This window comes from Saccharothrix xinjiangensis (assembly GCF_039527585.1).
Lineage (GTDB): Bacteria > Actinomycetota > Actinomycetes > Mycobacteriales > Pseudonocardiaceae > Actinosynnema > Actinosynnema xinjiangensis.
Window position 1 is genome coordinate 108467 of the sequence record NZ_BAAAKE010000005.1, and the last position, 22891, is coordinate 131357.

Here is a 22891-nt window from a genome sequence, read left to right on the forward strand (position 1 = left end):
CCGGCGGCCGAGCCCTCGGAACGTCAGAGCAGGATGCCGTCGAACGCGCCCGCCGGCGCCTTCATCAGGTGGTAGTACAGCAGGCCCACGGTCTCGCGGCGGATGTAGAAGAGCTGGGTGGCGCGGGTCTGCACGTTCGGGCCGCTGCGCGTGGGCGAGGTCCAGGCGTCCAGGCCCTCGTCCTCGGCCATGGTGCGGGCGCGCAGCGAGTGCCACGGGTCGCTCACGATCACGGCCGTGCGCAGCGACTTCTCCCGCGCGGCGGCGGCCAAGGCGCGGATGCTGCCCAGCGTGTCGCTGCCCTCGCCGACCTCCAGGATGCGGTCGGGCGGCACGTCGTGCGCCTCCAGCCAGATCCGGCCGGCCTCGCCCTCGGTGTAGTTGTCGCCCGGCTGCCGGCCGCCCGTGGTGGCGATGTAGCCGACCACGCCCTGCATGTAGAGCCGCCGGGCGTGCTCCAGGCGGGCCTCCAGGACGTCCGAGGGCACGCCGTTGTACTGCGCGGCGCCGAGCACCACGGCCATGTCGGCGTGCGTGCGGTCGTCCTCGCGGGCCACCTGCCAGACGCGGAAGGCGGTGCCCCCGACGACGAGGAAGCCCACGACGAGGGTGCCGAGGACGATGCGGGTCACCAGCCTGCGGAGCCACGGCAGGAACATCACGTGGTCGATGATTCCACACGCGCTCGTGGGCGCCCGCTGCCAGGATCGCGACCATGGCAGCAGACCAGCCCACCATCCTCGCGACCTCCGGCGGCTTCCGCGTCGGCCACCGCACCGACCTGGAGTTCCACGAGCTCGTCCACCACGCCGTCGACCTGTCCGGCGTGCACGGCCGCAGGCCCCGGCTCTGCCACGTCGGCACGGCGTCGGGCGACCAGCGGTGGTGGCACGCCAACGTCACCGAGGCCGGGCAGCTGGCCGGTTGGGACGTGTCGCACCTCAACCTGTTCACCATGCCGCCGACCGACGACCTCCGGGGCTGGGTCGGCGAGCACGACGTGGTGTGGGTGGGCGGCGGCTCCGTGGCCAACCTGCTGGCCGTGTGGGAGGTGCACGGCCTCGGCGACGTGCTGCGGGCGGCGTGGCTCGACGGGGTCGTGCTGGGCGGCGTGTCGGCGGGATCGATCTGCTGGTTCGTCGGCGGCGCCACGGACTCGTTCGGCCCGGAGCTGCGCGTGGTCACCAACGGCCTGGGCTTCCTGCCCTACGGCAACGGCGTGCACTACGACAGCGAGGCCCGGCGGCGGCCGGCGATCCACGAGGCGGTCGCGTCCGGCGTGCTGCCGGAGACGCACTGCACCGACGACGGCGCCGGGCTCGTCTACCGCGGGGCGGAGCTGGTGGAGGCGGTGTCCGAACGGGCGGGCGGAGGGGCCTACGTGGTCGTGCGCGACAACCCTTCGGGAACCGCGCAGGAGGAACCGCTCGACGTCAGGCGGTTGTGAAACGGGCCTCCGAGAGGCCGTCCCCGGCGCGAGGGGCGGGCCCGCGCCGGGTCGGTTCAGCGGGTCGGTCGGCCGGCCTCAGTCGGGCCGGTCGGCGGACACCGGTTGGATCAGCTCCACGCCCTGTCGCCGCTCGGCCCACTGGTCGATCGCCTGGCCGCACGCCTGGTCGAGGTGGCGGACGCCGGTCAGGTCCACGCGCACGTGCCGCCCCTCCCCGTCGGGCAGGGCCTCCAGGGTCTCCAGCAGCCGGGGCAGCTTGAGGAACGTGGCGTTGCCCCGCACGGCGACGTGGTGGTGGTCCTCGCCGTGCTGGGTGACGGTGACCGACAGGCGGGACATGTCCCACGCCGTCTTCACCACCGCGGCCAGCAGGCCGACGAGCGTGCCGGTCAGCAGGTCCGTCAGCACGATCAGGCCCGCGGTGAGCACGAGCACGGCGGCCTCCGCGCGGTCGGTGCGGAACAGCGCCCGCACCTGGCCCGGGTTCAGCAGCTTCCAGCCCGCCTGCACCAGCAGCGCCGCCAGCACCGCCAGCGGCACGTAGGCCAGCACGCCCGGCAGCAGCACGACGAACAGCAGCAGCCACGCGCCGTGCAGGACGCGGGACAGGCGGGTGCGCGCGCCCGCCTCCACGTTCGCCGAGCTGCGCACGATCACCGCCGTCATCGGCAGCGCGCCGAGCGCGCCGCACACGGTGTTGCCGACGCCCTGCGCCACCAGCTCGGTGTCGTACTTCGTCCGCGGCCCGTCGTGCATCCGGTCCACCGCCGCCGCGCTGAACAGGCTCTCCGCCGACGCCACGAGGGCGAACGTCAGCATCGCGCCCAGCACGCCGGCGTCGAGCAGCGAGAAGTCCACCAACGACACCACGTCGCCCAGCGAGCCGACCGAGATGCGCGGCAGCGGGAGCAGCAGGCCGACCGCGCTGGCGGCCACCGCGGCCACCAGCATCCCGGGCACCGCCCGGAACGGCGTCCGCTTCCACAGCGAGGCGACGACGAGCGTGAGCACGCCGACGGCCACGCCGCTCAGGCCGGACGGGGTGGTCAGCGCGGCCACCACCAGGTCGGGCAGGCCGGCGAACTTGTCGCCGGTGGTCGCGGGCTGGTCCCGCGCGGCGAGCGGGTAGAGCTGGCCGAGCACCAGCACCAGGCCGATGCCGGCGAGCATGCCCTGCACCACGGCGGGCGAGATGGCGCGGAACCAGCGGCCCAGGCGCAGCAGGCCCATGGCGACCTGGAGCAGGCCCGCGCCCAGGACGATCAGGCCGAGCGCGCGGGGGCCGTGCGCCGCGACGGTGTCGGCGACCAGCACGGTCAGGCCCGCGGCGGGACCGCTGACCTGCATGGTGCTGCCGGGCAGCAGGCCGACCACGAGGCCGCCCACCACACCGGTGATGATGCCCAGCTCGGCGGGCACGCCGGAGGCGACGGCGACGCCCACGCACAGCGGGAGCGCCACCAGGAACACCACCAGCGACGCGCCGACGTCGGGCCAGAAGTTCGTCGTCCGCCCCGGTGGGGCGGATCGTGCGATGTACGTGCTCACTCGAAGGCTCCGAAGGCGTGTGGGCCGCTCACAGCGGCTGGAAGAGGTCGGCGCGGTGGGCGAGGACCTCGCCGGACTCGATGTCGTAGAACCAGCCGTGCAGGCGCACGGCCCCGGAGTCGACGCGCTCGCGCACGAACGGGTAGTCGTGCAGCGCGGCCAGCTGGGCCAGCACGTGCCGCTGCCCCTCGGCGCGCAGGGCCCGGTCGGGCTCCGCGCACGGGCTGAAGCCGGCGTGGGACGCGAGCCAGCGCCTCATGTTGGGCAGGTGGTCGAGCGCGGCGCGGTCCGAGTGGAGGGCCGCGACGGCGCCGCAGTGCGAGTGGCCGCAGACCACGACCTCCGACACGCCCAGCTGGACGATCGCGAACTCGATGGTCGCGATCTCGCCGGAGGCGGAGTCGGGGTCGTAGGCGGGGATGACGTTGCCCGCCGTGCGCAGCTCGAACAGGTTGCCGGGCTCGGCGCCGGTGATGGCGGTGGTCACGATGCGTGAGTCGGCGCACGTGATGAACAGGGCGGTCGGCGATTGACCGCCGGCGAGCCTGCGGCCCGTTCCAGGGGTCCTGCGCAGTGAATGCGTGCGTGCTTGCTGTACCAGGTGTCGGAATTCCACGGAATTTCCCCACTCGTCGGTCGACGGTCGTGCGATCGGCGGCGGAAGGGCGTGGATCAGTTCCGGAACACCTGGAGGGCGGCTGGTCTCGTCCAGGTTCTGAGGTGCTCGGCGCGGCCCCGGTCCGGGCGCGGCGAGCCGCCCGCCCGGGACCGCCGGGTGATCGGCTCACCGGCCCTACATGAAGGCCTTTTCATATTCCTGGCCGGCGCAAACCGGGGCGACCAAGATCGCGATTCGAGCGCCTGGCGTTGTTCGCGCGGGCACTCCTCCTCGGTCGGCACGGGCGCGCCGTGGCCCACCGGGACCGCCCGCGCGAGGGCGGTCGGCCCGACGGGGGCCGGGGCGAAGACGGCGACGAGCACCAATGCGATCAGTGCTGCGACAACGCGCGTCATGACACCCCCGATGAGTTGATCCTGCATCAAGTGTCACAAAACGGAGTGACGCGATGGTTAATGATGAACCGTCTTCGTGCAGTTTTGGGAGACGTTCACCCGAACGTTTGTGACCCAGATCATCTAAAGGGTGTTATGTAACTTAGGGTAACTACTGGTGGAGGCTGGCCACGATGAACGCGGCAGCGGCCGCCAGCGAGGCGAGGGCGCGGACGTGGTTCCCCGGCACCCACTCGCGCAGGAAGCGGGCCCAGTGCTCCGGGGTGGCCGTGCGCTCCAGCTCCTGGTTGCGCGGGACGTGGAAGGCGACCGTGAGCACGACGGCGCCCAGGAGGTACAGCCCCGCGCCCACCCGGGCCCACGGGTCGCCCTCGAAGGCGGCGAGCGCCGAGAGGACCGCGGTGCCGAGGAAGAGCCCGAGGAACGGGGGGTTGAGCGCCACGACGTTGACGGCGCGCATGACCGCCACGCCCTCGGCCGGCGCGACCCGGCGCAGGGCGGGCATGACCATGGCCGAGAACGCGAAGAAGACGCCGCCTGCCGCGCCGCAGCCCAGGGCCGCGAGGATCGTCACCGTGGGGAACATGGCCGCCAGTCAAGCGGAGCGGTGACGGGTCCTCCATGGTCCACGCGCTGGGCCGCATACGCGATCGTCTCCACCGGGCCACGCCGACCGGAGCACCCCTCTGCCAGGCCCTCCGGCCGACCCCCGGCCACGCCGCCCAGCCCTCAGCGAAGCCGCCGAGCCACCGCCGCCGGACCGCCCTGGCCGGCCGCCTCCGCGGGCCTCGCGGTCACCGGCGCCGGGCGGCGCTCTCGCGCGATCGCGCACCACCACCCCGCCGCGCTCCCTACGCTGGGCCGCGTGGACGAGTTGGCGGCGCTGCTGGACGGGCCGAGGGCCCGCGGCGCGTTCGTGGTGCGGTCCGTGCTCGACCCGCCGTGGTCGGTGCGGGTCGAGGACGGAGCCCCGCTGTCGGTCGTGGTGGTGGTGCGCGGCGACGGGTGGGTGGTGCCCGACTCCGGCGCGCCGGTCCCCTTCCGCGAGGGCGACGTCGTCGTGGTGCGCGGCCCCGGGCACTACACCGTCGCCGACGACCCGGGCACCGCGCCGCTGGCGGTGATCCACCCCGGCGACCGCTCGACCACGCCCGGCGGCGAGGAGCTGTGCGAGGCGTGGGACCAGGGCGTGCGCACGTGGGGCGCGAAACCCGACGGCTCCGCGGTCATGATCAGCGGCACGTACCGGTTCGACGGCGAGGTGGGCGGCCGGCTGCTGGCCGCGCTGCCGCACGTGGCCGTGGTGCCGGGGCAGGCGCTGGTGCCGGTGCTGGCCGAGGAGGTCGCCAAGGACCTGCCGGGCCAGCAGGCGGTGCTCGACCGCCTGCTGGACCTGCTGCTGATCTCCGCGCTGCGCACCCGCCTGGCCGAGGAGTCGTCCTGGTACCGGGCGCACCTGGACCCGGCGGTCGGGCGGGCGCTGCGGCTGCTGCACGAAGCGCCCGCGCGGCCCTGGACGGTCGCGGGCCTCGCCGGGGAGGTCGGCGTGTCCCGGGCCGCGCTGGCCAGGCGGTTCACCGAACTCGTCGGCGAACCGCCGATGGCCCACCTGACCTCGTGGCGGCTGTCGCTGGCCGCCGACCTGCTGCGCGAGCCCGGCGCCACGCTGGACGCCGTGGCCCGCCGGGTCGGCTACAGCACCGCCTTCTCGCTCAGCTCGGCGTTCAAGCGGGTCCGGGGCGAGCGCCCCAGCGCGTTCAGGCGCCGATGAGGCGGGCGGCCAGGTAGGACTCCAGCTGGTCCATCGCCACGCGCTCCTGCGACATGGTGTCGCGCTCGCGCACCGTCACGGCGTGGTCGGTCAGCGAGTCGAAGTCCACCGTCACGCAGAACGGCGTGCCGATCTCGTCCTGGCGCCGGTAGCGGCGGCCGATCGCGCCCGCGTCGTCGAACTCGATGTTCCAGTGGCGGCGCAGCGCGGCGGCCAGGTCGCGCGCCTTGGGCGACAGGTCGGCGTTGCGCGACAGCGGCAGCACGGCCGCCTTCACCGGGGCCAGCCTGCGGTCCAGGCGCAGCACGACGCGCTTGTCGACGCCGCCCTTGGCGTTGGGCGCCTCGTCCTCGGTGTAGGCCTCCAGCAGGAACGCCATCATCGGCCGGCCGACGCCCGCCGCGGGCTCGATCACGAACGGGCGGTAGCGCGAGTTCGTGGCCTGGTCGAAGTACGACAGGTCGACGCCCGAGTGGTTGGAGTGCGTGTTCAGGTCGAAGTCGGTGCGGTTGGCGATGCCCTCCAGCTCGCCCCACTCCTGCCCGCCGAACCGGAAGCGGTACTCGATGTCGACGGTCCGCTTCGAGTAGTGCGACAGCTTCTCCGCCGGGTGCTCGTAGTGCCGCAGGTTCTCCTTGGAGACGCCCAGGTCGGTGTACCAGCGGGTGCGCTCGTCGATCCAGTACTGGTGCCACTCCTCGTCGGTGCCCGGCTCGACGAAGAACTCCATCTCCATCTGCTCGAACTCGCGGGTCCGGAAGATGAAGTTGCCCGGCGTGATCTCGTTGCGGAAGCTCTTGCCGATCTGGCCGATGCCGAACGGCGGCTTGCGGCGCGAGGTGGTCTGCACGTTCAGGAAGTTGGTGAAGATGCCCTGCGCGGTCTCCGGGCGCAGGTAGTGCAGGCCCTCGTCGGTCTCCACCGGGCCGAGGTGGGTCTTGAGCAGGCCGTTGAACATCTTCGGCTCGGTGTACTGCCCGCGGGTGCCGCAGTTCGGGCACGGCACGTCGCTGACGTCGCCCTCGGCGACCTGCTTGCCGGTGCGCTCGGCGTACTCCTCGGCCAGGGTGTCCTGCCGGAACCGCTTGTGGCAGGAGTTGCACTCGACCAGGGGATCGACGAACGCCTCGACGTGCCCGGACGCGACCCACACCTCGCGCGGCAGGATCACCGACGAGTCGAGGCCGACCACGTCGTCGCGGCCGCGCACCACGGTGTTCCACCACTGGCGCTTGATGTTGTCCTTCAGCTCCACGCCGAGCGGGCCGTAGTCCCACGCCGACCTTGTGCCGCCGTAGATCTCGCCGCACGGGTACACGAACCCCCGGCGCTTGCAGAGGCTGACGACGGTCTCGATGCGATCGGCTGCCACGGACACTCCATCGGGAATGCAGGTAAGGGATGCGATACGGGGTCGTCAGGGTAGTCCTCGTCACCTCGCCCCCATCGAGCGACCGGGGCAGGCGTCACGGGGCCGGTGCGGCGGGGCCCGGCGCGGGGTGGCGGGCCTGGCGGGGCTCAGCGCGGGGTGGCGGGTCCGGCGGCCTCGCCCAGGCGGACGGTGCCCGCGTCCCGGGCCAGCAGGCTGGTCTCCCGGCGCACCGCGCCGTCGGCCGCGACCAGCAGCGGCTCGTAGGCGGCGGGCTCGTCGGCGATCGCCTCCGACAGCAGCGGGACCACGTGCTCGCGCACCTCGAACGGCGACATCGCGCGGCGGTAGGCGACCACCGAGTCGAACTCCGCGGTCAGCACGTACCGGTCCGCCTCGTCGGTCGAGCGGGACAGCTGGGCCCGCCGGCAGCCGGGCTGGGCGGTCAGCAGCGACAGGGCCCGGTCGGCGCGCCCGGTGAACGCCTCGGCGGAGGCTTCCGGGACGGTGAAGCGGCAGACGAGCAGCACGGTGCAAGGATGCCACGGTGGCTGGTCACTCCAAGCGGACCCTGATCCCCGGCGCCGGGCCGCTGTCCCGCGTGCCCGCTCCCGCGGTGTTCCTGCTGGTCCTGGCGTTGTTCGGGCTCGGGGTGTGGCTCCGGGGCGCGGTCGGCGCGGCGCTGCTGGGCGTGCTGGCGCTGGGCGTGGCGGCCCTGCTGGCGGCGACCTGGCGGTTCCTGGGGCCCCGCGACCGCGCGCTGAGGCTGCTGGTCCTGGGGGTTTTGGCGTTCATCGCGGTGTCGGTGGTCTAGCGCCGTACTATTGGTGGTGAAAATCCATACCACCTGGGAGGCGCCGTGACGGTCGGAGTGCGGGGCGATCACGTGCACTCCCCGGAGCGCGTGGTCCCCGACCCCGCCCCCGTGCTGCCCGCGCGCACGCTGTCGGCGGCGGGAGAGCTGCTGCGCGCGCTGGCCGCGCCGGTGCGGATCGCGATCGTGCTCCAGCTGCGCGAGGCCGACCGGTGCGTCCACGAGCTGGTGGAGGCGCTGGGCGTGGCCCAGCCGTTGATCAGCCAGCACCTGCGCGTGCTCAAGTCCGCGGGGGTGGTGCACGGCGAGCGGCACGGCCGCGAGGTCGTCTACCGGCTCGTCGACGAGCACCTGGCTCACATCGTGGTCGACGCGGTGACCCATGTCGACGAGGGTCCGCGTGGTATCAACGAGACCGACCGGAACACCCGGACGGAGGAGATGTGACCACTAGCGAGCGCCCGACCTCGGTACCGGGGCTGCGTTCCACCAAGCAGCGGGCCGCCGTGTCCAAGCTGCTGGACTCGCTCGGCGAGTTCCGCTCCGCTCAGGAGCTGCACGAAGAGCTGCGCAAACGCGGCGAGGGCATCGGGTTGACCACGGTCTACCGCACGCTCCAGTCGCTGGCCGACGCCGGCGAGGTGGACGTGCTGCGCACCGATTCCGGCGAGGCGATCTACCGCCGCTGCTCGGCCCATCACCACCACCACCTGGTGTGCCGCAACTGCGGCCGCACGGTGGAGGTGGAGGGCCCGGCCGTGGAGAAGTGGGCCGACCGCGTCGCCGCCGAGAACGGGTTCGTCGAGGTCAGCCACACCGTGGAGATCTTCGGCACCTGCCGGGCGTGCAACGAGAAGGCGGGTCAGCCCTCGTAGGTGTCCTCCGGCACGGCGATGGGCACGACCTGCGTGACGGTGAACGTCGGCACGAACCGGCTCTCCTTGTTCGCCGAGCCCGGCACGACGCGCCCGACGGCCTCCACCCACTGGTCGTCGGGCAGCGAGCTCAGGTCGAGGCCCGTCATCCGCGCCTTGACCGGGCGGGCGTCGGCGGCGCAGCAGCCGATCATCAGCCGGGCGATGAACACGTCGGGGTCCTGGCGGACCACGAACCCGGTCAGCTTGACCGTGCGGTCGTCCAGCGAGCCCGAGTCGTCCCACGCGGTGCGGGTGACGAACTCGCCGATGGTCAGCGGGACGACCTCGTCGGGCGGCAGCGGCGCGAACCCGTCGGACGCCTCGACCTCCTGCGCCGCGTTGACGCTGGAGCGGTTCACGGTGTCCGCGCCCAGCGCGGGCGGGCTGATCAGGAACACCGCGAGCACCGGCAGCAGCAGCATCCACGGGCTGCGCGACGAGCCGTGGTCGTGCTCGTCGTGCCCGTCGTGGGGCTGCCCGTCGTGGGGCTGCCCCAGGCCGTCGCGGATGTCCCGGGCGATCGAGACCACCGCCAGCGCGACCATGACCGCGCCGGTGACCACCAGCCACGGCTGGAGCGACTCCTTGACGTAGCGCAGGTAGGTGCCGGTCAGCGCGAGCTTGAGCAGCGCGCCGCCGAGCAGGACCAACAGGATGTTCTGGGTCTCGCGCCTCACAGGAACACCGCTCCCGCCGCCAGGGCGCACGCGATCGCCACCACGAACGTGGCCGGGGCGAAGCGCGTCGCGAAGGACTTGCCGAACGCGCCCGACTGGAGCGCGATGAGCTTGACGTCGACCGCCGGGCCGACCACCAGGAACACCAGCCGCGGCAGCAGCGGCAGCGCGGTCATCGAGACCGCGACGAACGCGTCGGCCTCGCTGCACAGCGCCAGCACGACCGCCAGCAGCGCCATCACCAGCACGGCCAGCACCAGCTGACCGCCCAGCGCCTCCAGCCAGGACTGCGGCACCAGCACGTTGAACGCCGCCGCGAACACGCCGCCGAGCACCAGGAACCCGCCCGAGCTGACCAGGTCGTGCCGCGCGGTCTCGGCGAACACCGCCCACCGGGACCGGCCGTCGTGGTCGGGCAGGCGGCGCAGCGCGCGTTCGGCGATCCACTCCGACTTGCCGAACCGCGTCCACAGCCAGCCCATGACCATCGCGGTCAGCAGGGACCCGGCGAACCGGGCGGGCACCATCGCGGGCGCGTCCCGGAACGCCACGGCCGTGGACACCAGCACCACCGGGTTCACCGCGGGCGCGGCCAGCAGGAACGACAGCGCCACGGCCGGCGGCACGCCCTGCTGCATCAGCCGCCGCGAGACCGGGACGGACGCGCACTCGCAGCCCGGCAGGGCCACGCCGGCCAGGCCCGCGACGGGCACGGCCAGGGCCGTCCGGCGGGGCAGCAGCCGCCGCAGCGCGCTCGCCGGCACGAACGCCGCGATCGCGCCGCTGATCAGCACGCCGAGCACCAGGAACGGCATGGCCTGCACGCACACCGCGACGAACACGGTGGAGGCGGTCCGCAGCACCGGCACGTCCAGCACGCCGACCAGCCAGTCCTGGAGCAGCAGCGCCAGCACCAGCACCCCGCACAGCACCTCCAGGGAGGTGACCCTCCACCGGGGCGGGGTGCGGCGCGGCCGCGGCTGGCGGATCTCGCCAGTGATTGTCACTTTCGTGATGATGCCAGAGCGCCCGCGCGCGTTCGGCGGTCAGGTGGCGAACACCCCCATCGAGGACGCCGTGGGCACGCCGCTCTCCACCACTTCCGCGAGGACGGTCGCCTGCGAGTTGGTCATGAAGCAGCGCTGGTCCAGGAGCGGTTGGAAGAAGCACTGGGCCTGGGGGCTCATCTGCACGGACCACTGGGCGGGTTGGGCCGCGCACGAGATGGTGGTGGAGCCGGCGTCGCTCGCCATGTGCATGAGGATCTGGAAGGCCGAGACCCTGACCGCGGCGGTGCCCGAGGTGGTGGAGCAGGTCGCGGTGCCCCCCACCCACAGCGTCCCGTACTGGGCGCCGTGGACCTGGACCCACGTGGTGGTGATGCCCGCCGCGGCCGAGGCGGCGGGGGCGGCGGAGAGGGTGGCCGCGGCCACCGCGGCGGCGCACAGGATCGCTCGGGTTCTCGGTCTCATCGGGACTCCTCCCAGGACACGACGATCCGGCCACGGTAGCGCGGCCCGGTGGCGCGCGGCAGCGCCCGACCGGGCCACGACCCGGATGGGCGGCTGCGCGCGGGGCTGGAACGCCGGGGGTCCCCCGGGCGATCATCAGGCGTGGGGCGAGCACGAGGGGGAACGCCGTGACCGGCACCAGTCCACGTCGGGTCTTCATCTCCTACGCCCACGAGTCGGACCGGCACGCCGAACTGGTGCGCCGGCTGTGGGTCTTCCTGCGGGAGTGCGGGATCGACGTGCGCCTGGACCGCGAGACGGCGTCGCGGCGGACCGACTGGGCGCTGTGGATGGCGGACCAGATCAGGTCGGCCGACCACGTGCTGGTGATCGCGTCGACCGAGTACCGGCGGCGGGCGGAGGGGCGGTCGGGTCCCGCCGACGGGCGCGGCGCGCAGTGGGAGGCGCGGCTGATCCGGGACGCCTTCTACGCCGACCAGCGCGCCCTGGACCGGTTCCTGCCCGTCGTCCTGCCCGGTGAGTCGACGGCCGGCGTCCCGGACTTCCTCGCACCGGCCACGTCCACCGTGTACGCGGTGTCGGACTTCACCGTGCCGGGCGCGGAGGCCCTGCTGCGGGTGCTGCTGGACCAGCCCTGGGAGGCGCCGCCCGCGCTGGGCACGCCGCCCCTGCTGCCGCGCCGGGACGACGCGCCGCGCCCCGCCGCGGCCACCGGTCCGGGCCCCGCCGCCCGGGACCTCACCGGTCCGGACCTCGCCCCGGACCCCGTGGTGTCCGCGACCTACCCGTTCCTGCGCAGCCCCACGTCGGCCTGCCTGGGCCTGTGGACCTCGCCGGACGGCGCCCGGCCGGCCACCGCCGACAACGACCGCCGGGTGTGGTTCTACGACGTGGACCGCCCCGTCCTGCTCAGCCGCGTCCGGGCCGACTCCGGGTTCTGGACCGGCGGCGGGGCGCCCCACGTCGCCCTCCCGCCCGGGGCGGTGGCGGTGACCGGCTGCGGCCGGGTCCTGAAGTTCCACGCCCTCCCCGCCGGCGCCCTGGCGCACGAGGTGCGGGTGCCCGCCGAGATCACCGGCCTGGCCCCGCTGCCCGGCGCCGACCTGGTCGCGGTGGCGACCGCGGACGACGCGGGGCTGACCGCGTGGTCGGTCGCGTCCTGCGCGCCCGTGGCCGCGCCGTGGTCGCCGCCCGGCGCGCCGGTGACCGCCGTCGCCGCCTCGGGCGACGGCACGGCGCTGTTCTTCGCCCGCGGCCCGCTGGTCACGCGGCTGGACCGGGCCTCGGGCGCGCGGCGCGACTGGACCGCGGCCGGACCCGTGACCCGCCTGGCGACCTCGTGGGACGGCGACCGGTTCGCGACCTCGACCGGCGGCCGCGGCCGCGCCGGTCACTACCAGCTGTGGCGGGCGGACCGGCGGGACCCGCACCGGACCTCGCCGCACGCCGCCTACTACCCCAGCGTCGCCCTGGACCCGTCGGGCTCGCTCGTCGCGCTCAACCGCGACCACGCCATGCACGTGATCCGCTTCACGGACCAGGCCATCCTCGGCGTCCCGGACGGGCGCGAGGGTCACGTGGCGTTCGCCGCCGGCGGCCGGGACCTGGTCGTGGCCGACAACCCCAACTTCGCCGCGCCCGGCATCCGCCGGCTGGCCCTGCGCCGCGCCGTGCCCTGACCCCCGGCGCGGCTCCCCGACCGCGTCCGGCGGGGTCAGGTCGGGAACACGCCGCCCCGGAACGCCTCGCCCGCGCCGTCCTCGGTCAGCGACGCGAAGACGCCGGCGACCGAGCCGGACGTGGAGCAGTCGATGCCCGGGGTGGGCGTGGCGCAGGAGTTGACCCGGCCGTCGTTCGCGTCCAACCCCCAGACGACCGGCTGGTCGGAGCACGTGAGGGTGGTGCTGCCCGAGGCGCTGCCGCTGCCGCCGACGAGCTGGAAGGCCGAGGCCTGGATCGTGGCGGCGCCCGAGGGGGTCGAGCACACGGCGGTCCAGCCACCGTAGCCACGAGCCGCGCCGGGCCGTCACGACCGATCGGGCGACGGCCCGGCGCGCCCGGCTCAGTCCTCCGAGCGCAGCTCCGCGATCGTGGCCAGCACGTCCTCCGCCCGCTCCACCGGCAGCAGGGGCTCCACCACGGCCGTCACGCCGCGGCTGCCCGCCAGGACCTCCTCGGCCAGCCCCACGGCCTCCTCGCGCTCGTACGGCCCGCACACGAACGACGCCCAGTCCTCACCCGCGGACGCCTCGAACGTCACCGCCCACGGCAGGCCGTCGACCTCGTCCTCGTCGTCCGGCTCGTACACCACCACACCGGCCATCAGGCACCTCCCCCGGTTCCCGCCAGCAGCTCGTTGCGCAGCTGCGAGGCGGTGGACACGACCAACATCAACAACGTGCTCAACGGCTCGGCCTTCAGCCCCTCGGCGGGGAACGCGTACCGCAGCGTCACGTCCATGCCCCGCTCGGTGTGGACCACGCCCAGCGTGCCGAACAGGCCCTGGCCCGCGCGCTCGGCCGCGGACACGGCCAGGCTCGGGTCGCTGGGCAGGTCCCACGCCACCACGCACGTCAGGCTGAGCACGGTCAGGCCCTCGGCCAGCCGCATCGCCTGCACCGCGCACGGCACGTCGCCGTGCCGGAAGCTCAGCGCGCCGTCGTCGTCCACGTGCACCTCGTGGAACATCTCCAGCGCCTCGCGGGCCGCGGTCAGCAGCATCCCGGTCACCTCGGCGTCGTCGCTCACTCCGAACCCTCCACGTCGGGCTTGTCCACCGCGCCGCCGAAGCGGCGGTCCCGCCCGGCGTACACCTCGCAGGCGCGCCACAGGTCCAGCCGGTCGAAGTCGGGCCACAGGATGTCCTGGAACACCAGCTCCGCGTACGCCGACTGCCACAGCAGGAAGTTCGACGTGCGCTGCTCACCCGACGGCCGGATGAACAGGTCCACGTCCGGCATGTCCGGCTGGTACATGTGCCGGGACAGCGTGCGCTCGTCGACCTTCTCCGGGTTGATCTTGCCGGCCGCGGCCAGCCGGGCGATCTCCCGGGCCGCGTCACCGACCTCGGCGCGCCCGCCGTAGTTGATGCACATCGCCAGGTTCAGCACGTCGTTGCCCTTCGTGCGATCCTCGGCGACCTCCAGCTCGTTGATCACGCTGCGCCACAGCCGCGGCCGGCGGCCGGCCCAGCGCACCCGCACGCCCAGCTCGTCCAGCTCGTCGGTGCGGTGGCGGATCACGTCGCGGCTGAACCCCATGAGGAAGCGCACCTCCTCGGGGCTGCGCCGCCAGTTCTCGGTGGAGAACGCGTAGAGCGACAGCCACTTCACGCCCAGCGCGATGGCGCCCTTGGCCGCCTCGACCACCACGGCCTCGCCGCGCTTGTGCCCCTCGATGCGGGACAGCCCGCGCTGGTTGGCCCAGCGGCCGTTGCCGTCCATCACGATCGCGATGTGCCTGGGCACCAGGTCCGCCGGGATGTCGGGCGGCGTCGCGCCGGTGGGGTGGGGTTCCGGGGGTCGGGGGTCGCGCTCGACGCGATCCGCCCGCCGTCGGCGAAGCATGGCTGTCCTCTCGGGGTGCTCAAGTGGGGACGCGCGAGCCTAACCCTCCGCCGACCGGGCCTTGCGCTCGACCAAGGGCAACGAGCGCAGCTGCCGCTCCAGGTGCCACTGGAGGTGCGCGGCGACCAGGCCGCCCGCGTCGCGGCGGGCGACGGTCGGGATCGCGTCCACCACGTCCCACCGGCCGTGCAGCAGGGCCGAGAGCAGGCGCAGCGTGTCACCCGACGGGGTGGCGCTGCCCGGCGGCCGGCACCGCGCGCACACCATGCCGCCGGCGTGGACGTTGAACGCCTTGTGCGGACCGGGGTCGCCGCAGCGGGCGCACTCGTCGACGGCCGGGGCCCAGCCCGCGAACGCCATCGCCCGCAGCAGGAACGCGTCGAGCACCAGCGCGGCGTCCCGCTCCCTGGCCGCCAGCGCCCGCAGCGCGCCCGTGACCAGCAGGTACAGCCGCAGGGCCGGTTCGCCCTCCTCCGCGGTGAGCCGGTCCGCGGTCTCCAGCACCGCGCACGCCGCCGTGTACCGCGGGTAGTCGTCCACCAGGACCACGCCGAACGCGTCCACCGTCTGCACCTGGGTCACCACGTCCAGCGACCGGCCCGGGTAGAACTGCACGTCGACGTGCGCGAACGGCTCCAGCCGCGCGCCGAACCGGGACGAGGTGCGGCGCACGCCCTTGGCGACCGCGCGCACCTTGCCGTGCCGCTGGGTGAGCAGGGTGATGATGCGGTCGGCCTCGCCGAGCTTCTGCACCCGCAGCACCACCCCGGTGTCCCGGTAGAGGTTGGCCACCTAGAACCCCAGTCGGCGCAGCTGCTTCGGGTCGCGCTGCCAGTCCTTGGCGATCTTGATGTGCAGGTCCAGGTAGACGCGCGTGCCGAGCAGCTTCTCGATCTGGCGGCGCGAGTTGATGCCGACCTGCTTGAGCCGCTCGCCCCGGTGGCCCAGGATGATCGCCTTCTGGCTGGGCCGCTCCACGAACACGTTGGCGTGGATGTCCACCAGGTCGTCGCGGCCCTCGCGCGGCAGCATCTCCTCCACCACGACCGCGATCGAGTGCGGCAGCTCGTCGCGCACGCCCTCCAGCGCCGCCTCCCGGATCAGCTCCGCGACCAGGGTCTGCTCCGGCTCGTCGGTCAGCTCGCCGTCCGGGTACAGCGGCGGGCCCTCCGGCAGCTTCCCGACCAGCAGCTCCGCCAGGGTGTCCACCTGGTAGCCGTCCACCGCGGACACCGGGATCAGCTCGGCGAAGCCCATGACCGCCTGGAGCGCGAGCAGCTGCTCGGCCACCTGCTGCTGGCTCACCAGGTCCGTCTTGGTGACGATGCCGAACACCGGGGTGCGCTTGGCGACCTTCTCCAGCTCGGCGGCGATGAACCGGTCGCCGGGGCCGACCTTCTGGTCCGCGGGCACGCAGAACCCGACCACGTCGACCTCCGACCAGGTCTCCCGGACCAGGTCGTTGAGGCGCTGGCCGAGCAGGGTGCGCGGGCGGTGCAGGCCGGGGGTGTCCACGAGCACGAGCTGGCCGTCCTCCCGGTGCACGATGCCCCGGATGGTGTGGCGGGTGGTCTGCGGCTTGCTGGACGTGATCGCGACCTTGGTCCCGACCAGTGCGTTGGTCAACGTCGACTTGCCTGCGTTGGGGCGGCCGACGAAGCACGCGAACCCTGAGCGGTAACCATCCATCCCCCCATTGTCCCCGGTGGCCCAGATCGCGCGTGCCCGCCCTGCCACACCCGCCCCGCGCTTCGCCACCACGAAGCCCCCACGCCCCGCCGTGAAACCACCGCCCGCACCACCGACTCGGAGTGGCCAACCACCCACCACTTGAGAGGCATTCCCGTGAAAAGCTTGCCCCGCCCGCTGCTGTTATCCGTGCTCATCGCGTCCGCCCTGGTCAGCGGCGCGGGCACGGCTGCCGCCGCGCCCGCCACCGTCGGCAACACCGACGGCGACGGCCTCACCGTCCGCGCCCGCCCCACCAGTGCCAGCGGCTCGCTCGGCCTGGTGTTCGACGGGCGGCGGGTCGACGTCTCCTGCCAGGTCCGCGGCCAGTCCGTGACCAACACCCGCGGCTTCACCAGCGACCTGTGGGACTACGTGCCCGCCCTCGGCGGCTACCTCGCCGACGCCTACATGGCCACCGGCCACGACTACCGCATCCCCGGCGTGCCCGACTGCGGCGGCCAGGGCGGCACGCTCATCCCCGTCTCCCAGTTCCACGGCCAGGCCAACCAGGGCGAGGACTGCGGACCGGCCGGCGTCGTCTCGGCCCTGCTCGCCGCGGGCGTGACGCCGCGCGGCTGGAACGCCTCGCGCCCCGTCACCGCCATCAACCAGGCCCGCACCGACATGGGCTACGACCCGTCGTGGAACGACCCGAACAAGTTCGGCACCAACGAGGGCGACGTCAAGCGCGCCCTCGCCCGCAACGGCGTCACCGCGACCGTCGTCTTCAACGACCTCAACCGCGCCCTCGCGCACGTGCGCGGCGGCCGGCCCGTCGTCCTCGCGGGCAACATGGTCAGCCTGCCGTGGTCCGGCCGGAACGTCCCGCACTTCCTGACCGTGGCCGGCTACGACGGCGACTACCTCGTGCTCGACCCGGCCTCCCAGGCCATCGTCTACCGGGCCTCCGCCGCCACCCTGGCCGCCTACTACGACCACGACCTCGGCCGCGCCGGGGTGCTGCTCTAGACGGTCTCCACCAGCGCGCCGGAGGCGTCCGCCCGCAGCACGGGCGCACCGGCCGCCAGGTCCCGCACCGCCGCCACCGAGTCCGCGTCCACCGCGCCCGCCGCCGTCACCACGGCCGCCGCCTCCAGGCCCTCGGCGCCGCTGGACACCGCCGCCGCCACCGCCGCCTGCAACGCGGTCAGCTTCAACGACGGCAACGCCACCGTGGTCGCCGCGTACGTCCGGCCGTCGGTGTCCCGCACCGCCGCGCCCTCCGCCGCGCCCGTCCGCGCCCTCGCCGACCGCGCCAGCGTGATGATCTTCTGGTCCTCGGGGTCCAGCTCAGTCACCGGGGGTCTCCTCGTCGCTCTCGTCCTCGTGCGCCGACCGCACCAGCACCGTGGTGATGCGCATGCGGCCGCGCTCGTCCTTGCCGCCCTCGGCCCGCATCCGCAGACCCGCGATCTCCGCCTCCGTGCCCGGCAGCGGCACCCGGCCCAGCCGCTGCGCCAGCAGCCCGCCGACCGTCTCCACCTCGTGGTCGTCCAGCTCCGTGCCGAACAGCGCGTCCAGGTCGTCCACCGGCAACCGCGCGCTCACCCGCACCGAACCGTCAGCCAGGTGCTCCACCGGCGGCCGGTCGTCCGTGTCGGACTCGTCGGTGATCTCACCGACGATCTCCTCCAGGATGTCCTCGATCGTCAGCAGGCCCGCCGTGCCGCCGTACTCGTCCACCACCACCGCCAGGTGGTTGCGCGACAGCTGCATCTCCCGCAGCAGGTCCGCGATCGGCTTCGAGTCCGGGATGAACGACGCCGGCTTCATCACGTCCGACACCAGCGTGCCGTTCGGGTCCTCCGCCAACGTCACCCGCACCAGGTCCTTGAGGTTCACCACGCCCACGATGTCGTCGACGCTCTCCCCTATCACCGGCACCCGCGTGTACCCGGTGCGCAGCGACAGCGCCAGCGCCTGCCGGATCGACTTCACCGACTCGATCCACACGATCTCGGTGCGGGGCACCATCACCTCGCGCGCGATCGTGTCGCCCAGCTCGAAGACCGAGTGGATCATCTCCCGCTCGCCCTCGTCCACGACGCCGCGCTCCTGGGCCATGTCGACCAGCTCGCGCAGCTCCACCTCCGAGGAGAACGGACCCTCCCGGAAGCCCTTGCCCGGCGTGATCGCGTTGCCGACCAGGATCAGCAGCTTGCTCAGCGGGCCCAGCACCCGACCCAGCACCCGGATCGGACCCGCCGCGACCAGGCTCACCGCGTACGGGTGCTGCCGGCCGATCGTGCGCGGACCCACGCCCACCAGCACGTACGACACCACCAGCATGCTCAGCCCGGCCACCAGCACCGCCACCCAGCCGGTCTCGACCAGCCGGAAGCACACCACGGTCACCAGCACCGTCGCCGCCAGCTCGCAGCCCAGCCGCAACAGCAGCAGCAGGTTCACGTGCCGCGGCCGGTCCGCCAGCAGCGCGATCAGCTGGCTCGTGCCCGACCGGCCCTGCCGCTGCAACGCCTCGACCCGCGCGCGCGACACCGTGCCCAGCGCCGCGTCCGCCGCCGCGAACACACCCGCGCCCAGCACCAGCACCACGGCCATGACCAGCAGGCCGGCCGAACCGGCTATCGCCACCCCCGCCGCCTCAGGTCGTCGGTCCGGGCCCGGCCGGGTCCTCCGGACCCGCCGAGTCCTCCAACCCCACCGCCCCGAGCAGCTTCGAGTCCGCCTCCCGCTGGGCCGACTGGCGCGCCGCCTCGGCCGCCGCGGTGCGGAAGTCGCCCAGGATGCGGTTCTGCAACGTGAACATCTCCCGCTCCTCGGCGGGCTCGGCGTGGTCGTAGCCGAGCAGGTGCAGCACGCCGTGCACGGTCAGCAGGTGCAGCTCGTCCAACAGGCTGTGCCCGGCCTTCTTCGCCTGGTCGCCGGCGAACTCCGGGCACAGCACGATGTCGCCGAGCAGCGCCGGCCCCAACCCCGCCGCGTCCGGCCGCCGAGCCGAGTCCAGCTCGTCCATCGGGAACGCCATCACGTCCGTCGGACCGGGCAGGTCCATCCAGCGCTGGTGCAGGTCCGCCATCACGTCCAGCTCCACCAGCAGGACGGACAGCTCGGCCAACGGGCTCACGCCCATCCGGTCCAGGGCGAACCGGGCGGCGGCCACGATGGACGGCTCGTCCACGCCGACGCCCGACTCGTTCGCGATCTCGATGCTCACGGCGCCTATCGTCCCCGGCGCTGCCCGCGCGACCTCGCACCGGGTCCGCCGTGGTGCCCGGCGTCGCCCTCGTCCTGCTCGACCTGCCACTTCTCGTAGGCGTCCACGATGTCCGCGACCAGGCGGTGGCGGACCACGTCGTTGCTGGTCAGGATCGAGAAGTGGACGTCCTCGACGCCGTCGAGGATGTCCTTGACCACCTTCAGGCCGCTGCGCTGACCGCCGGGCAGGTCGACCTGCGTGACGTCGCCGGTCACCACGACCTTCGAGCCGAAGCCCAGGCGGGTGAGGAACATCTTCATCTGCTCGGGCGTGGTGTTCTGCGCCTCGTCGAGGATGATGAACGCGTCGTTGAGCGTGTTGTGCGTCAGCAGGTGGTCCTCGGTGACGTACAGCGAGTCGGCCGCCGCCACCTGGATGCACACGGCCTCGGTGCGACCGGCCGGCTCGATGCTGTCGATGAACCGCACCGGTCGACCGCCACCCCCCGCCGCGCGGTACGCGTCGCGCTTGCGGGCGAGCCGGAAGGGCTCGACGCCCTCGGGCAGGCGGATGTCGACGACGTGCGGGTCGGCCGGAGCCACCGCCACCTCCGCGACACCGCCCAGGGAGCGGACCAGGTCGACCACGTCGTCGCCGATCAGGGCGGACGAGGTGGTGAACCGCACGAGGCAGGCGCCCCCGGCCTGCTCCACCGGCTCACCGGCGGAGTCCAGCAGGCCCTGGAGCACGCCGAGCCGGATCTCGACGGCGTTCTCGTGGTACGCGGCCGGGACGGACCCGCCACCCGCCGCCGCCACCCGGCAACCGGGCGCACCCGTCGGGAGGACCGCTCCCGCCGCCACCGCCGCCCCCGGGTCGTCGGTGGCGAACGACGGCGTGGTGGCGCCCGTCGGGCAACCGTCGCCCAGCAGCAGGCCCAGGGCGTAGGGGTCCATCGGGACCTCCTGCTCCGGGTGGCGCACTGGTGCGCTGAGCAGCGGCAACTCGTACCGCCGCGCGTGGGCGGCGCGGAGGTCGCCGATCATCTCCTTGGTCTCCAGCACCCGCCACGGCTTGTTCCGCCGGCGGTCGGACGCGGTCCGGACCGTCCAGAGGTGGTCGCCGCAGCACAGCGTCGAGGCCCCGTCCTGGGCGGTGACGCGGTAGACGTCCTTCTCGCCCTGCGGGTACACGCCGAGCACCGGCGTGGGCTCGCCGTTCGAGCCGATGACCAGGTCGCCGACCCGGAGGCTGCCGATCGGGCGGAAGCCCTCCGGCGTGAGCACCCCGGTGAACACCGGCTGCGCCCGGCCGCGCATGTAGGCCAGCGGGGCGACCTCGATCGTGCCCGCCTGGGTCAGCCGCGGGATGGACTCGGGGTCCACCATGTCGTGCAGGGCGTCGTACAGGGGGCGCAGGTACGGGTCGATCTTGTCGTACAGCGTGCCGGGCAGGTAGCCGAGCCGCTCGCCCGCCTCGACCGCCGGGCGGGTCAGGATGATGCGGTTGACCTGCTTGGCCTGGAGCGCCTGCACGGCCTTGGCCATGGCCAGGTAGGTCTTGCCGGTGCCGGCGGGACCGATGCCGAACACGACGGTGTTCTGGTCGATCGCGTCGACGTAGTGCTTCTGGTTGAGCGTCTTCGGCCGGATGGTGCGGCCGCGCCGGGAGATGATGTCGAGGCTGAGCACCTCGGCGGGCGACTCGGCGGTGCCCGCGGACAGCATCGCGACGGTGCGGCGGACCGTGTCCGGTCCGACCTGCTGGCCGCGGCTGGCGAGGGTGACCAGCTCGGTGAAGACCCGTTCGGCGAACGCCACGTCGGCGGGTTGGCCGGAGAGGGTGATCTCGTTGCCGCGCACGTGCACGTCGGCGTCGAGCAGCTCCTCGGCCAGGCGCAGGTTCTCGTCGCGCGACCCGAGCAGGGCGAGCACCGCGCCGTCGGGCACGGAGAACTTGGACTGGGCGTCCCAGGGCTGGGCGTCCGGGGATTGGGCATCGGCCGCGGCCCGGCCTGCCTGCGGCGTGTTGTCAGCGGTACCGGCCACGTGGCCTCGGGCCCTCTTCCTGCGCTTTTGCGCCGCGCTCGGGGTGAACTCGGCTGCTGCGTCGATGCTAGCCGCCCGTACCGACAGTGCGCACCGGAGTTGGGAACCCGCTGGACAGGACGGGTGCGCTCCGGAGGGGTGAGCACGGTGCCGGCGGCGTCGAGCCACGGCGGGTGCGGGCCGGGGCGGGGGTGGTGCGGGCCCCGGGTCAGGCCAGGGGGCCGAGGGGGCGTCCGCCGAGGACGTGCAGGTGGGCGTGGAAGACGGTCTGGCCGGCGTCGGGGCCGGTGTTGAACAGCAGGCGGTAGCCGCTGTCGGCGACGCCCGCGGCCTCGGCGACCTCGCCCGCGGCCCGGAACAGGTCGTCGAGGACGCCGGGTGCGGCGGCGGCGAGGGCGGCGGCGTCGTTCGCGTGGGTCTTGGGCACCAGCACGACGTGCGTGGGCGCCTGGGGCGCGATGTCCCGGAACGCCAGCGTGGTGTCGGTCTCGTGCACCACGGTGGCCGGGATCTCGCGGGCGACGATGCGGCAGAACAGGCAGTCGGACATGCGCGGCAGGTTAGCGGGCCAGGCGCAGCGCGGCGTCGCGGCAGGCGGCCCACGCTTCGGTGCCGACGGTGACGAGGTCCATGTGGCCGGCGCCGGGCAGCTCGACCAGTTCGGCGCCCGAGGCGCGGGCGAACGCGGCGCTCTGCTCGAAGGGGACGTCCTCGTCGGCGGTGCCGTGGACCAGCACGACGGGTTTGCCGAGGGGCGGCAGGGCGGCGGGCGAGGCGTCGGCGTAGCGCTCGGGGACCTCGTGGGGGGCGCCGCCGAGGAGTTCGGCGGCGCGCCGGGTGATCTGGGGGTGGGCGAGGAGGTCCAGGACGCCCGCCTGGGCGACGGCCCCGATCACGCGGGGGTGGCGGGCGGCGGCCCAGACGGCGAGGTGGCCGCCCGCGGAGTGACCGAGGGTGACCACGGGGCCGAGGGCGGGGTCGAGGGCGTCGATGGCGGCGAGGACGTCGTCGCCGGTGGCGGGCCAGCCGCCACCTCCGGTTACCCGCCGGTACTCGATGTTGTGGGCGGCGGCGCCGTGGGCGACGAGGTCGACGGCCAGGGGGCGGCCGAGTTCGAGCCCATAACGCTGGTGCCAGAAACCACCGTGGATTACCACGATCACCGGAAACGATTCACCGGACGGCGTGGAAAACTCCGCGAACTGGCTGGGGTGCGCCCCGTAGGTGATGCGCAATGAAAACCTCGTCACAAAAAGATCACAAAAAAGGGCCGCGTCGCGATGGGACCTGGGGGTCGTCCCACCGCGACGCGGCGGCGCCGGACCGAGGGGGGAGGTGTCCGGCGAGTCTGGGG

Annotated in this window: 27 protein-coding genes and 2 pseudogenes; 7 read left to right on the forward strand and 22 right to left on the reverse strand. The window is 73.6% G+C overall.

Going from position 1 to position 22891, the window contains the following annotated elements:
* Positions 1–23 precede the first annotated feature (23 nt).
* Entirely contained in the window at positions 24–659 is a 636-nt protein-coding gene (locus tag ABD223_RS13875) for a YdcF family protein (protein ID WP_344036912.1), read from the reverse strand.
* Positions 660–715: 56 nt separating this feature from the next.
* Here ABD223_RS13875 and ABD223_RS13880 point away from each other — a divergent pair, with 56 nt between their 5' ends.
* A complete protein-coding gene (locus ABD223_RS13880; protein ID WP_344036571.1) occupies positions 716–1447 on the forward strand; it encodes a Type 1 glutamine amidotransferase-like domain-containing protein in 732 nt (243 codons plus the stop codon).
* A gap of 78 nt (positions 1448–1525) precedes the next feature.
* Here ABD223_RS13880 and ABD223_RS13885 read toward each other — a convergent pair whose 3' ends face one another.
* The 3 genes from ABD223_RS13885 to ABD223_RS13895 form a co-directional block, all read right to left on the reverse strand.
* Positions 1526–2998, reverse strand: coding sequence for a SulP family inorganic anion transporter (locus ABD223_RS13885; protein WP_344036572.1), 1473 nt, complete (start codon positions 2996–2998; stop codon positions 1526–1528).
* A 28-nt stretch (positions 2999–3026) separates the two neighbouring features.
* Positions 3027–3614, reverse strand: coding sequence for a carbonic anhydrase (locus ABD223_RS13890; RefSeq protein WP_380645952.1), 588 nt, complete (start codon positions 3612–3614; stop codon positions 3027–3029).
* A 549-nt stretch (positions 3615–4163) separates the two neighbouring features.
* Positions 4164–4586 carry an anthrone oxygenase family protein gene (locus ABD223_RS13895; RefSeq protein WP_344036574.1) on the reverse strand — a complete coding sequence of 141 codons (423 nt, stop codon included), beginning with the start codon at positions 4584–4586 and terminating at the stop codon, positions 4164–4166.
* Positions 4587–4877: 291 nt separating this feature from the next.
* Here ABD223_RS13895 and ABD223_RS13900 point away from each other — a divergent pair, with 291 nt between their 5' ends.
* Complete coding sequence (locus ABD223_RS13900; protein ID WP_344036575.1) at positions 4878–5783, forward strand: AraC family transcriptional regulator; 906 nt, start codon at positions 4878–4880, stop codon at positions 5781–5783.
* On the opposite strand, the gene ABD223_RS13905 is transcribed toward ABD223_RS13900, so the two are convergent.
* Both ABD223_RS13905 and ABD223_RS13910 read right to left on the reverse strand, forming a co-directional pair.
* A complete protein-coding gene (locus tag ABD223_RS13905; RefSeq protein ID WP_344036576.1) occupies positions 5770–7155 on the reverse strand; it encodes a glycine--tRNA ligase in 1386 nt (461 codons plus the stop codon). The genes ABD223_RS13900 and ABD223_RS13905 overlap by 14 nt on opposite strands.
* 146 nt (positions 7156–7301) lie before the next feature.
* A complete protein-coding gene (locus tag ABD223_RS13910) occupies positions 7302–7682 on the reverse strand; it encodes an antibiotic biosynthesis monooxygenase family protein (protein ID WP_344036577.1) in 381 nt (126 codons plus the stop codon).
* Positions 7683–7699: 17 nt separating this feature from the next.
* On the opposite strand from ABD223_RS13910, the gene ABD223_RS13915 reads away from it, so the two are divergent.
* The 3 genes from ABD223_RS13915 to ABD223_RS13925 are packed head-to-tail and all read left to right on the forward strand — an operon-like array spanning position 7700 to position 8841.
* Positions 7700–7966: a hypothetical protein gene (locus ABD223_RS13915; protein ID WP_344036578.1), complete on the forward strand. Its 267-nt coding sequence runs from the start codon at positions 7700–7702 to the stop codon at positions 7964–7966.
* Positions 7967–8011: 45 nt separating this feature from the next.
* Positions 8012–8413: an ArsR/SmtB family transcription factor gene (locus tag ABD223_RS13920; RefSeq protein WP_380645956.1), complete on the forward strand. Its 402-nt coding sequence runs from the start codon at positions 8012–8014 to the stop codon at positions 8411–8413.
* Positions 8410–8841, forward strand: coding sequence for a Fur family transcriptional regulator (locus ABD223_RS13925; protein ID WP_344036579.1), 432 nt, complete (start codon positions 8410–8412; stop codon positions 8839–8841). The genes ABD223_RS13920 and ABD223_RS13925 overlap by 4 nt, the downstream gene beginning before the upstream one ends.
* Here the strand turns inward: ABD223_RS13925 and ABD223_RS13930 are convergent.
* The 3 genes from ABD223_RS13930 to ABD223_RS13940 are packed head-to-tail and all read right to left on the reverse strand — an operon-like array spanning position 8829 to position 11032.
* Positions 8829–9560, reverse strand: a complete 732-nt coding sequence (locus tag ABD223_RS13930; protein WP_344036580.1) for a TIGR03943 family putative permease subunit — start codon at positions 9558–9560, stop codon at positions 8829–8831. The genes ABD223_RS13925 and ABD223_RS13930 overlap by 13 nt on opposite strands.
* Positions 9557–10567, reverse strand: coding sequence for a permease (locus tag ABD223_RS13935; RefSeq protein ID WP_344036581.1), 1011 nt, complete (start codon positions 10565–10567; stop codon positions 9557–9559). The genes ABD223_RS13930 and ABD223_RS13935 overlap by 4 nt, the downstream gene beginning before the upstream one ends.
* A 39-nt stretch (positions 10568–10606) precedes the next feature.
* On the reverse strand, positions 10607–11032 hold the full coding sequence (locus tag ABD223_RS13940) for a hypothetical protein (RefSeq protein ID WP_344036582.1): 426 nt from the start codon (positions 11030–11032) through the stop codon (positions 10607–10609).
* A gap of 167 nt (positions 11033–11199) precedes the next feature.
* On the opposite strand from ABD223_RS13940, the gene ABD223_RS13945 reads away from it, so the two are divergent.
* Positions 11200–12711 (forward strand): SEFIR domain-containing protein, encoded by a 1512-nt coding sequence (locus tag ABD223_RS13945; protein ID WP_344036583.1) that lies wholly within the window; start codon positions 11200–11202, stop codon positions 12709–12711.
* 35 nt (positions 12712–12746) lie between these two features.
* On the opposite strand, the gene ABD223_RS13950 is transcribed toward ABD223_RS13945, so the two are convergent.
* From ABD223_RS13950 to era, 6 genes are all read right to left on the reverse strand, one after another.
* Complete coding sequence (locus ABD223_RS13950; RefSeq protein WP_344036584.1) at positions 12747–13019, reverse strand: hypothetical protein; 273 nt, start codon at positions 13017–13019, stop codon at positions 12747–12749.
* 75 nt (positions 13020–13094) lie between these two features.
* Entirely contained in the window at positions 13095–13355 is a 261-nt protein-coding gene (locus ABD223_RS13955) for a hypothetical protein (RefSeq protein WP_344036585.1), read from the reverse strand.
* Positions 13355–13753 carry a hypothetical protein gene (locus ABD223_RS13960; protein WP_380646080.1) on the reverse strand — a complete coding sequence of 133 codons (399 nt, stop codon included), beginning with the start codon at positions 13751–13753 and terminating at the stop codon, positions 13355–13357. Before ABD223_RS13960 ends, ABD223_RS13955 begins: the two co-directional genes overlap by 1 nt.
* A 23-nt stretch (positions 13754–13776) precedes the next feature.
* Entirely contained in the window at positions 13777–14598 is an 822-nt protein-coding gene (locus ABD223_RS13965) for an isoprenyl transferase (protein ID WP_344036588.1), read from the reverse strand.
* 39 nt (positions 14599–14637) lie between these two features.
* Positions 14638–15390 carry a DNA repair protein RecO gene (recO, locus tag ABD223_RS13970; protein ID WP_344036589.1) on the reverse strand — a complete coding sequence of 251 codons (753 nt, stop codon included), beginning with the start codon at positions 15388–15390 and terminating at the stop codon, positions 14638–14640.
* A complete protein-coding gene (gene era / locus ABD223_RS13975) occupies positions 15391–16287 on the reverse strand; it encodes a GTPase Era (protein WP_344036590.1) in 897 nt (298 codons plus the stop codon).
* Positions 16288–16443: 156 nt separating this feature from the next.
* On the opposite strand from era, the gene ABD223_RS13980 reads away from it, so the two are divergent.
* Complete coding sequence (locus tag ABD223_RS13980; RefSeq protein WP_344036591.1) at positions 16444–17298, forward strand: C39 family peptidase; 855 nt, start codon at positions 16444–16446, stop codon at positions 17296–17298.
* On the opposite strand, the gene ABD223_RS13985 is transcribed toward ABD223_RS13980, so the two are convergent.
* The 7 genes and pseudogenes from ABD223_RS13985 to ABD223_RS14015 form a co-directional block, all read right to left on the reverse strand.
* The gene (locus ABD223_RS13985; protein WP_344036592.1) at positions 17295–17627 is read right to left on the reverse strand and encodes a cytidine deaminase; all 333 of its coding nucleotides are present in this window, start codon (positions 17625–17627) and stop codon (positions 17295–17297) included. The two genes, ABD223_RS13980 and ABD223_RS13985, sit on opposite strands and share 4 nt — an antisense overlap.
* Positions 17620–18918 (reverse strand): hemolysin family protein, encoded by a 1299-nt coding sequence (locus ABD223_RS13990; protein ID WP_344036915.1) that lies wholly within the window; start codon positions 18916–18918, stop codon positions 17620–17622. The genes ABD223_RS13985 and ABD223_RS13990 overlap by 8 nt, the downstream gene beginning before the upstream one ends.
* A gap of 16 nt (positions 18919–18934) precedes the next feature.
* Positions 18935–19507 carry an rRNA maturation RNase YbeY gene (ybeY, locus tag ABD223_RS13995; protein ID WP_344036593.1) on the reverse strand — a complete coding sequence of 191 codons (573 nt, stop codon included), beginning with the start codon at positions 19505–19507 and terminating at the stop codon, positions 18935–18937.
* A gap of 5 nt (positions 19508–19512) precedes the next feature.
* Positions 19513–19866, reverse strand: a pseudogene (locus tag ABD223_RS43845) (PhoH family protein); the annotation flags it as partial.
* A gap of 930 nt (positions 19867–20796) precedes the next feature.
* A pseudogene (locus ABD223_RS14005) lies at positions 20797–21537 on the reverse strand (PhoH family protein); the annotation flags it as partial.
* 208 nt (positions 21538–21745) lie between these two features.
* The gene (locus ABD223_RS14010) at positions 21746–22087 is read right to left on the reverse strand and encodes an HIT domain-containing protein (protein ID WP_344036594.1); all 342 of its coding nucleotides are present in this window, start codon (positions 22085–22087) and stop codon (positions 21746–21748) included.
* Positions 22088–22097: 10 nt separating this feature from the next.
* Positions 22098–22787, reverse strand: coding sequence for an alpha/beta hydrolase family protein (locus tag ABD223_RS14015; protein WP_344036595.1), 690 nt, complete (start codon positions 22785–22787; stop codon positions 22098–22100).
* Between the last annotated feature and the right edge of the window lie 104 nt (positions 22788–22891).

What these genes read in the sequence shown, in the direction of transcription:
- ABD223_RS13965 (WP_344036588.1), bottom strand. Translation starts at nt 14,598, where the DNA reads ATGCTTCGCCGACGGCGGGCGGATCGCGTCGAGCGCGACCCCCGACCC.
- ABD223_RS13940 (WP_344036582.1), bottom strand. Translation starts at nt 11,032, where the DNA reads ATGAGACCGAGAACCCGAGCGATCCTGTGCGCCGCCGCGGTGGCCGCG.
- ABD223_RS13875 (WP_344036912.1), bottom strand. Translation starts at nt 659, where the DNA reads ATGTTCCTGCCGTGGCTCCGCAGGCTGGTGACCCGCATCGTCCTCGGC.
- ABD223_RS13955 (WP_344036585.1), bottom strand. Translation starts at nt 13,355, where the DNA reads ATGGCCGGTGTGGTGGTGTACGAGCCGGACGACGAGGACGAGGTCGAC.
- ABD223_RS13880 (WP_344036571.1), top strand. Translation starts at nt 716, where the DNA reads ATGGCAGCAGACCAGCCCACCATCCTCGCGACCTCCGGCGGCTTCCGC.
- ABD223_RS14010 (WP_344036594.1), bottom strand. Translation starts at nt 22,087, where the DNA reads ATGTCCGACTGCCTGTTCTGCCGCATCGTCGCCCGCGAGATCCCGGCC.
- era (WP_344036590.1), bottom strand. Translation starts at nt 16,287, where the DNA reads ATGGATGGTTACCGCTCAGGGTTCGCGTGCTTCGTCGGCCGCCCCAAC.
- ABD223_RS13960 (WP_380646080.1), bottom strand. Translation starts at nt 13,753, where the DNA reads ATGCTGCTGACCGCGGCCCGCGAGGCGCTGGAGATGTTCCACGAGGTG.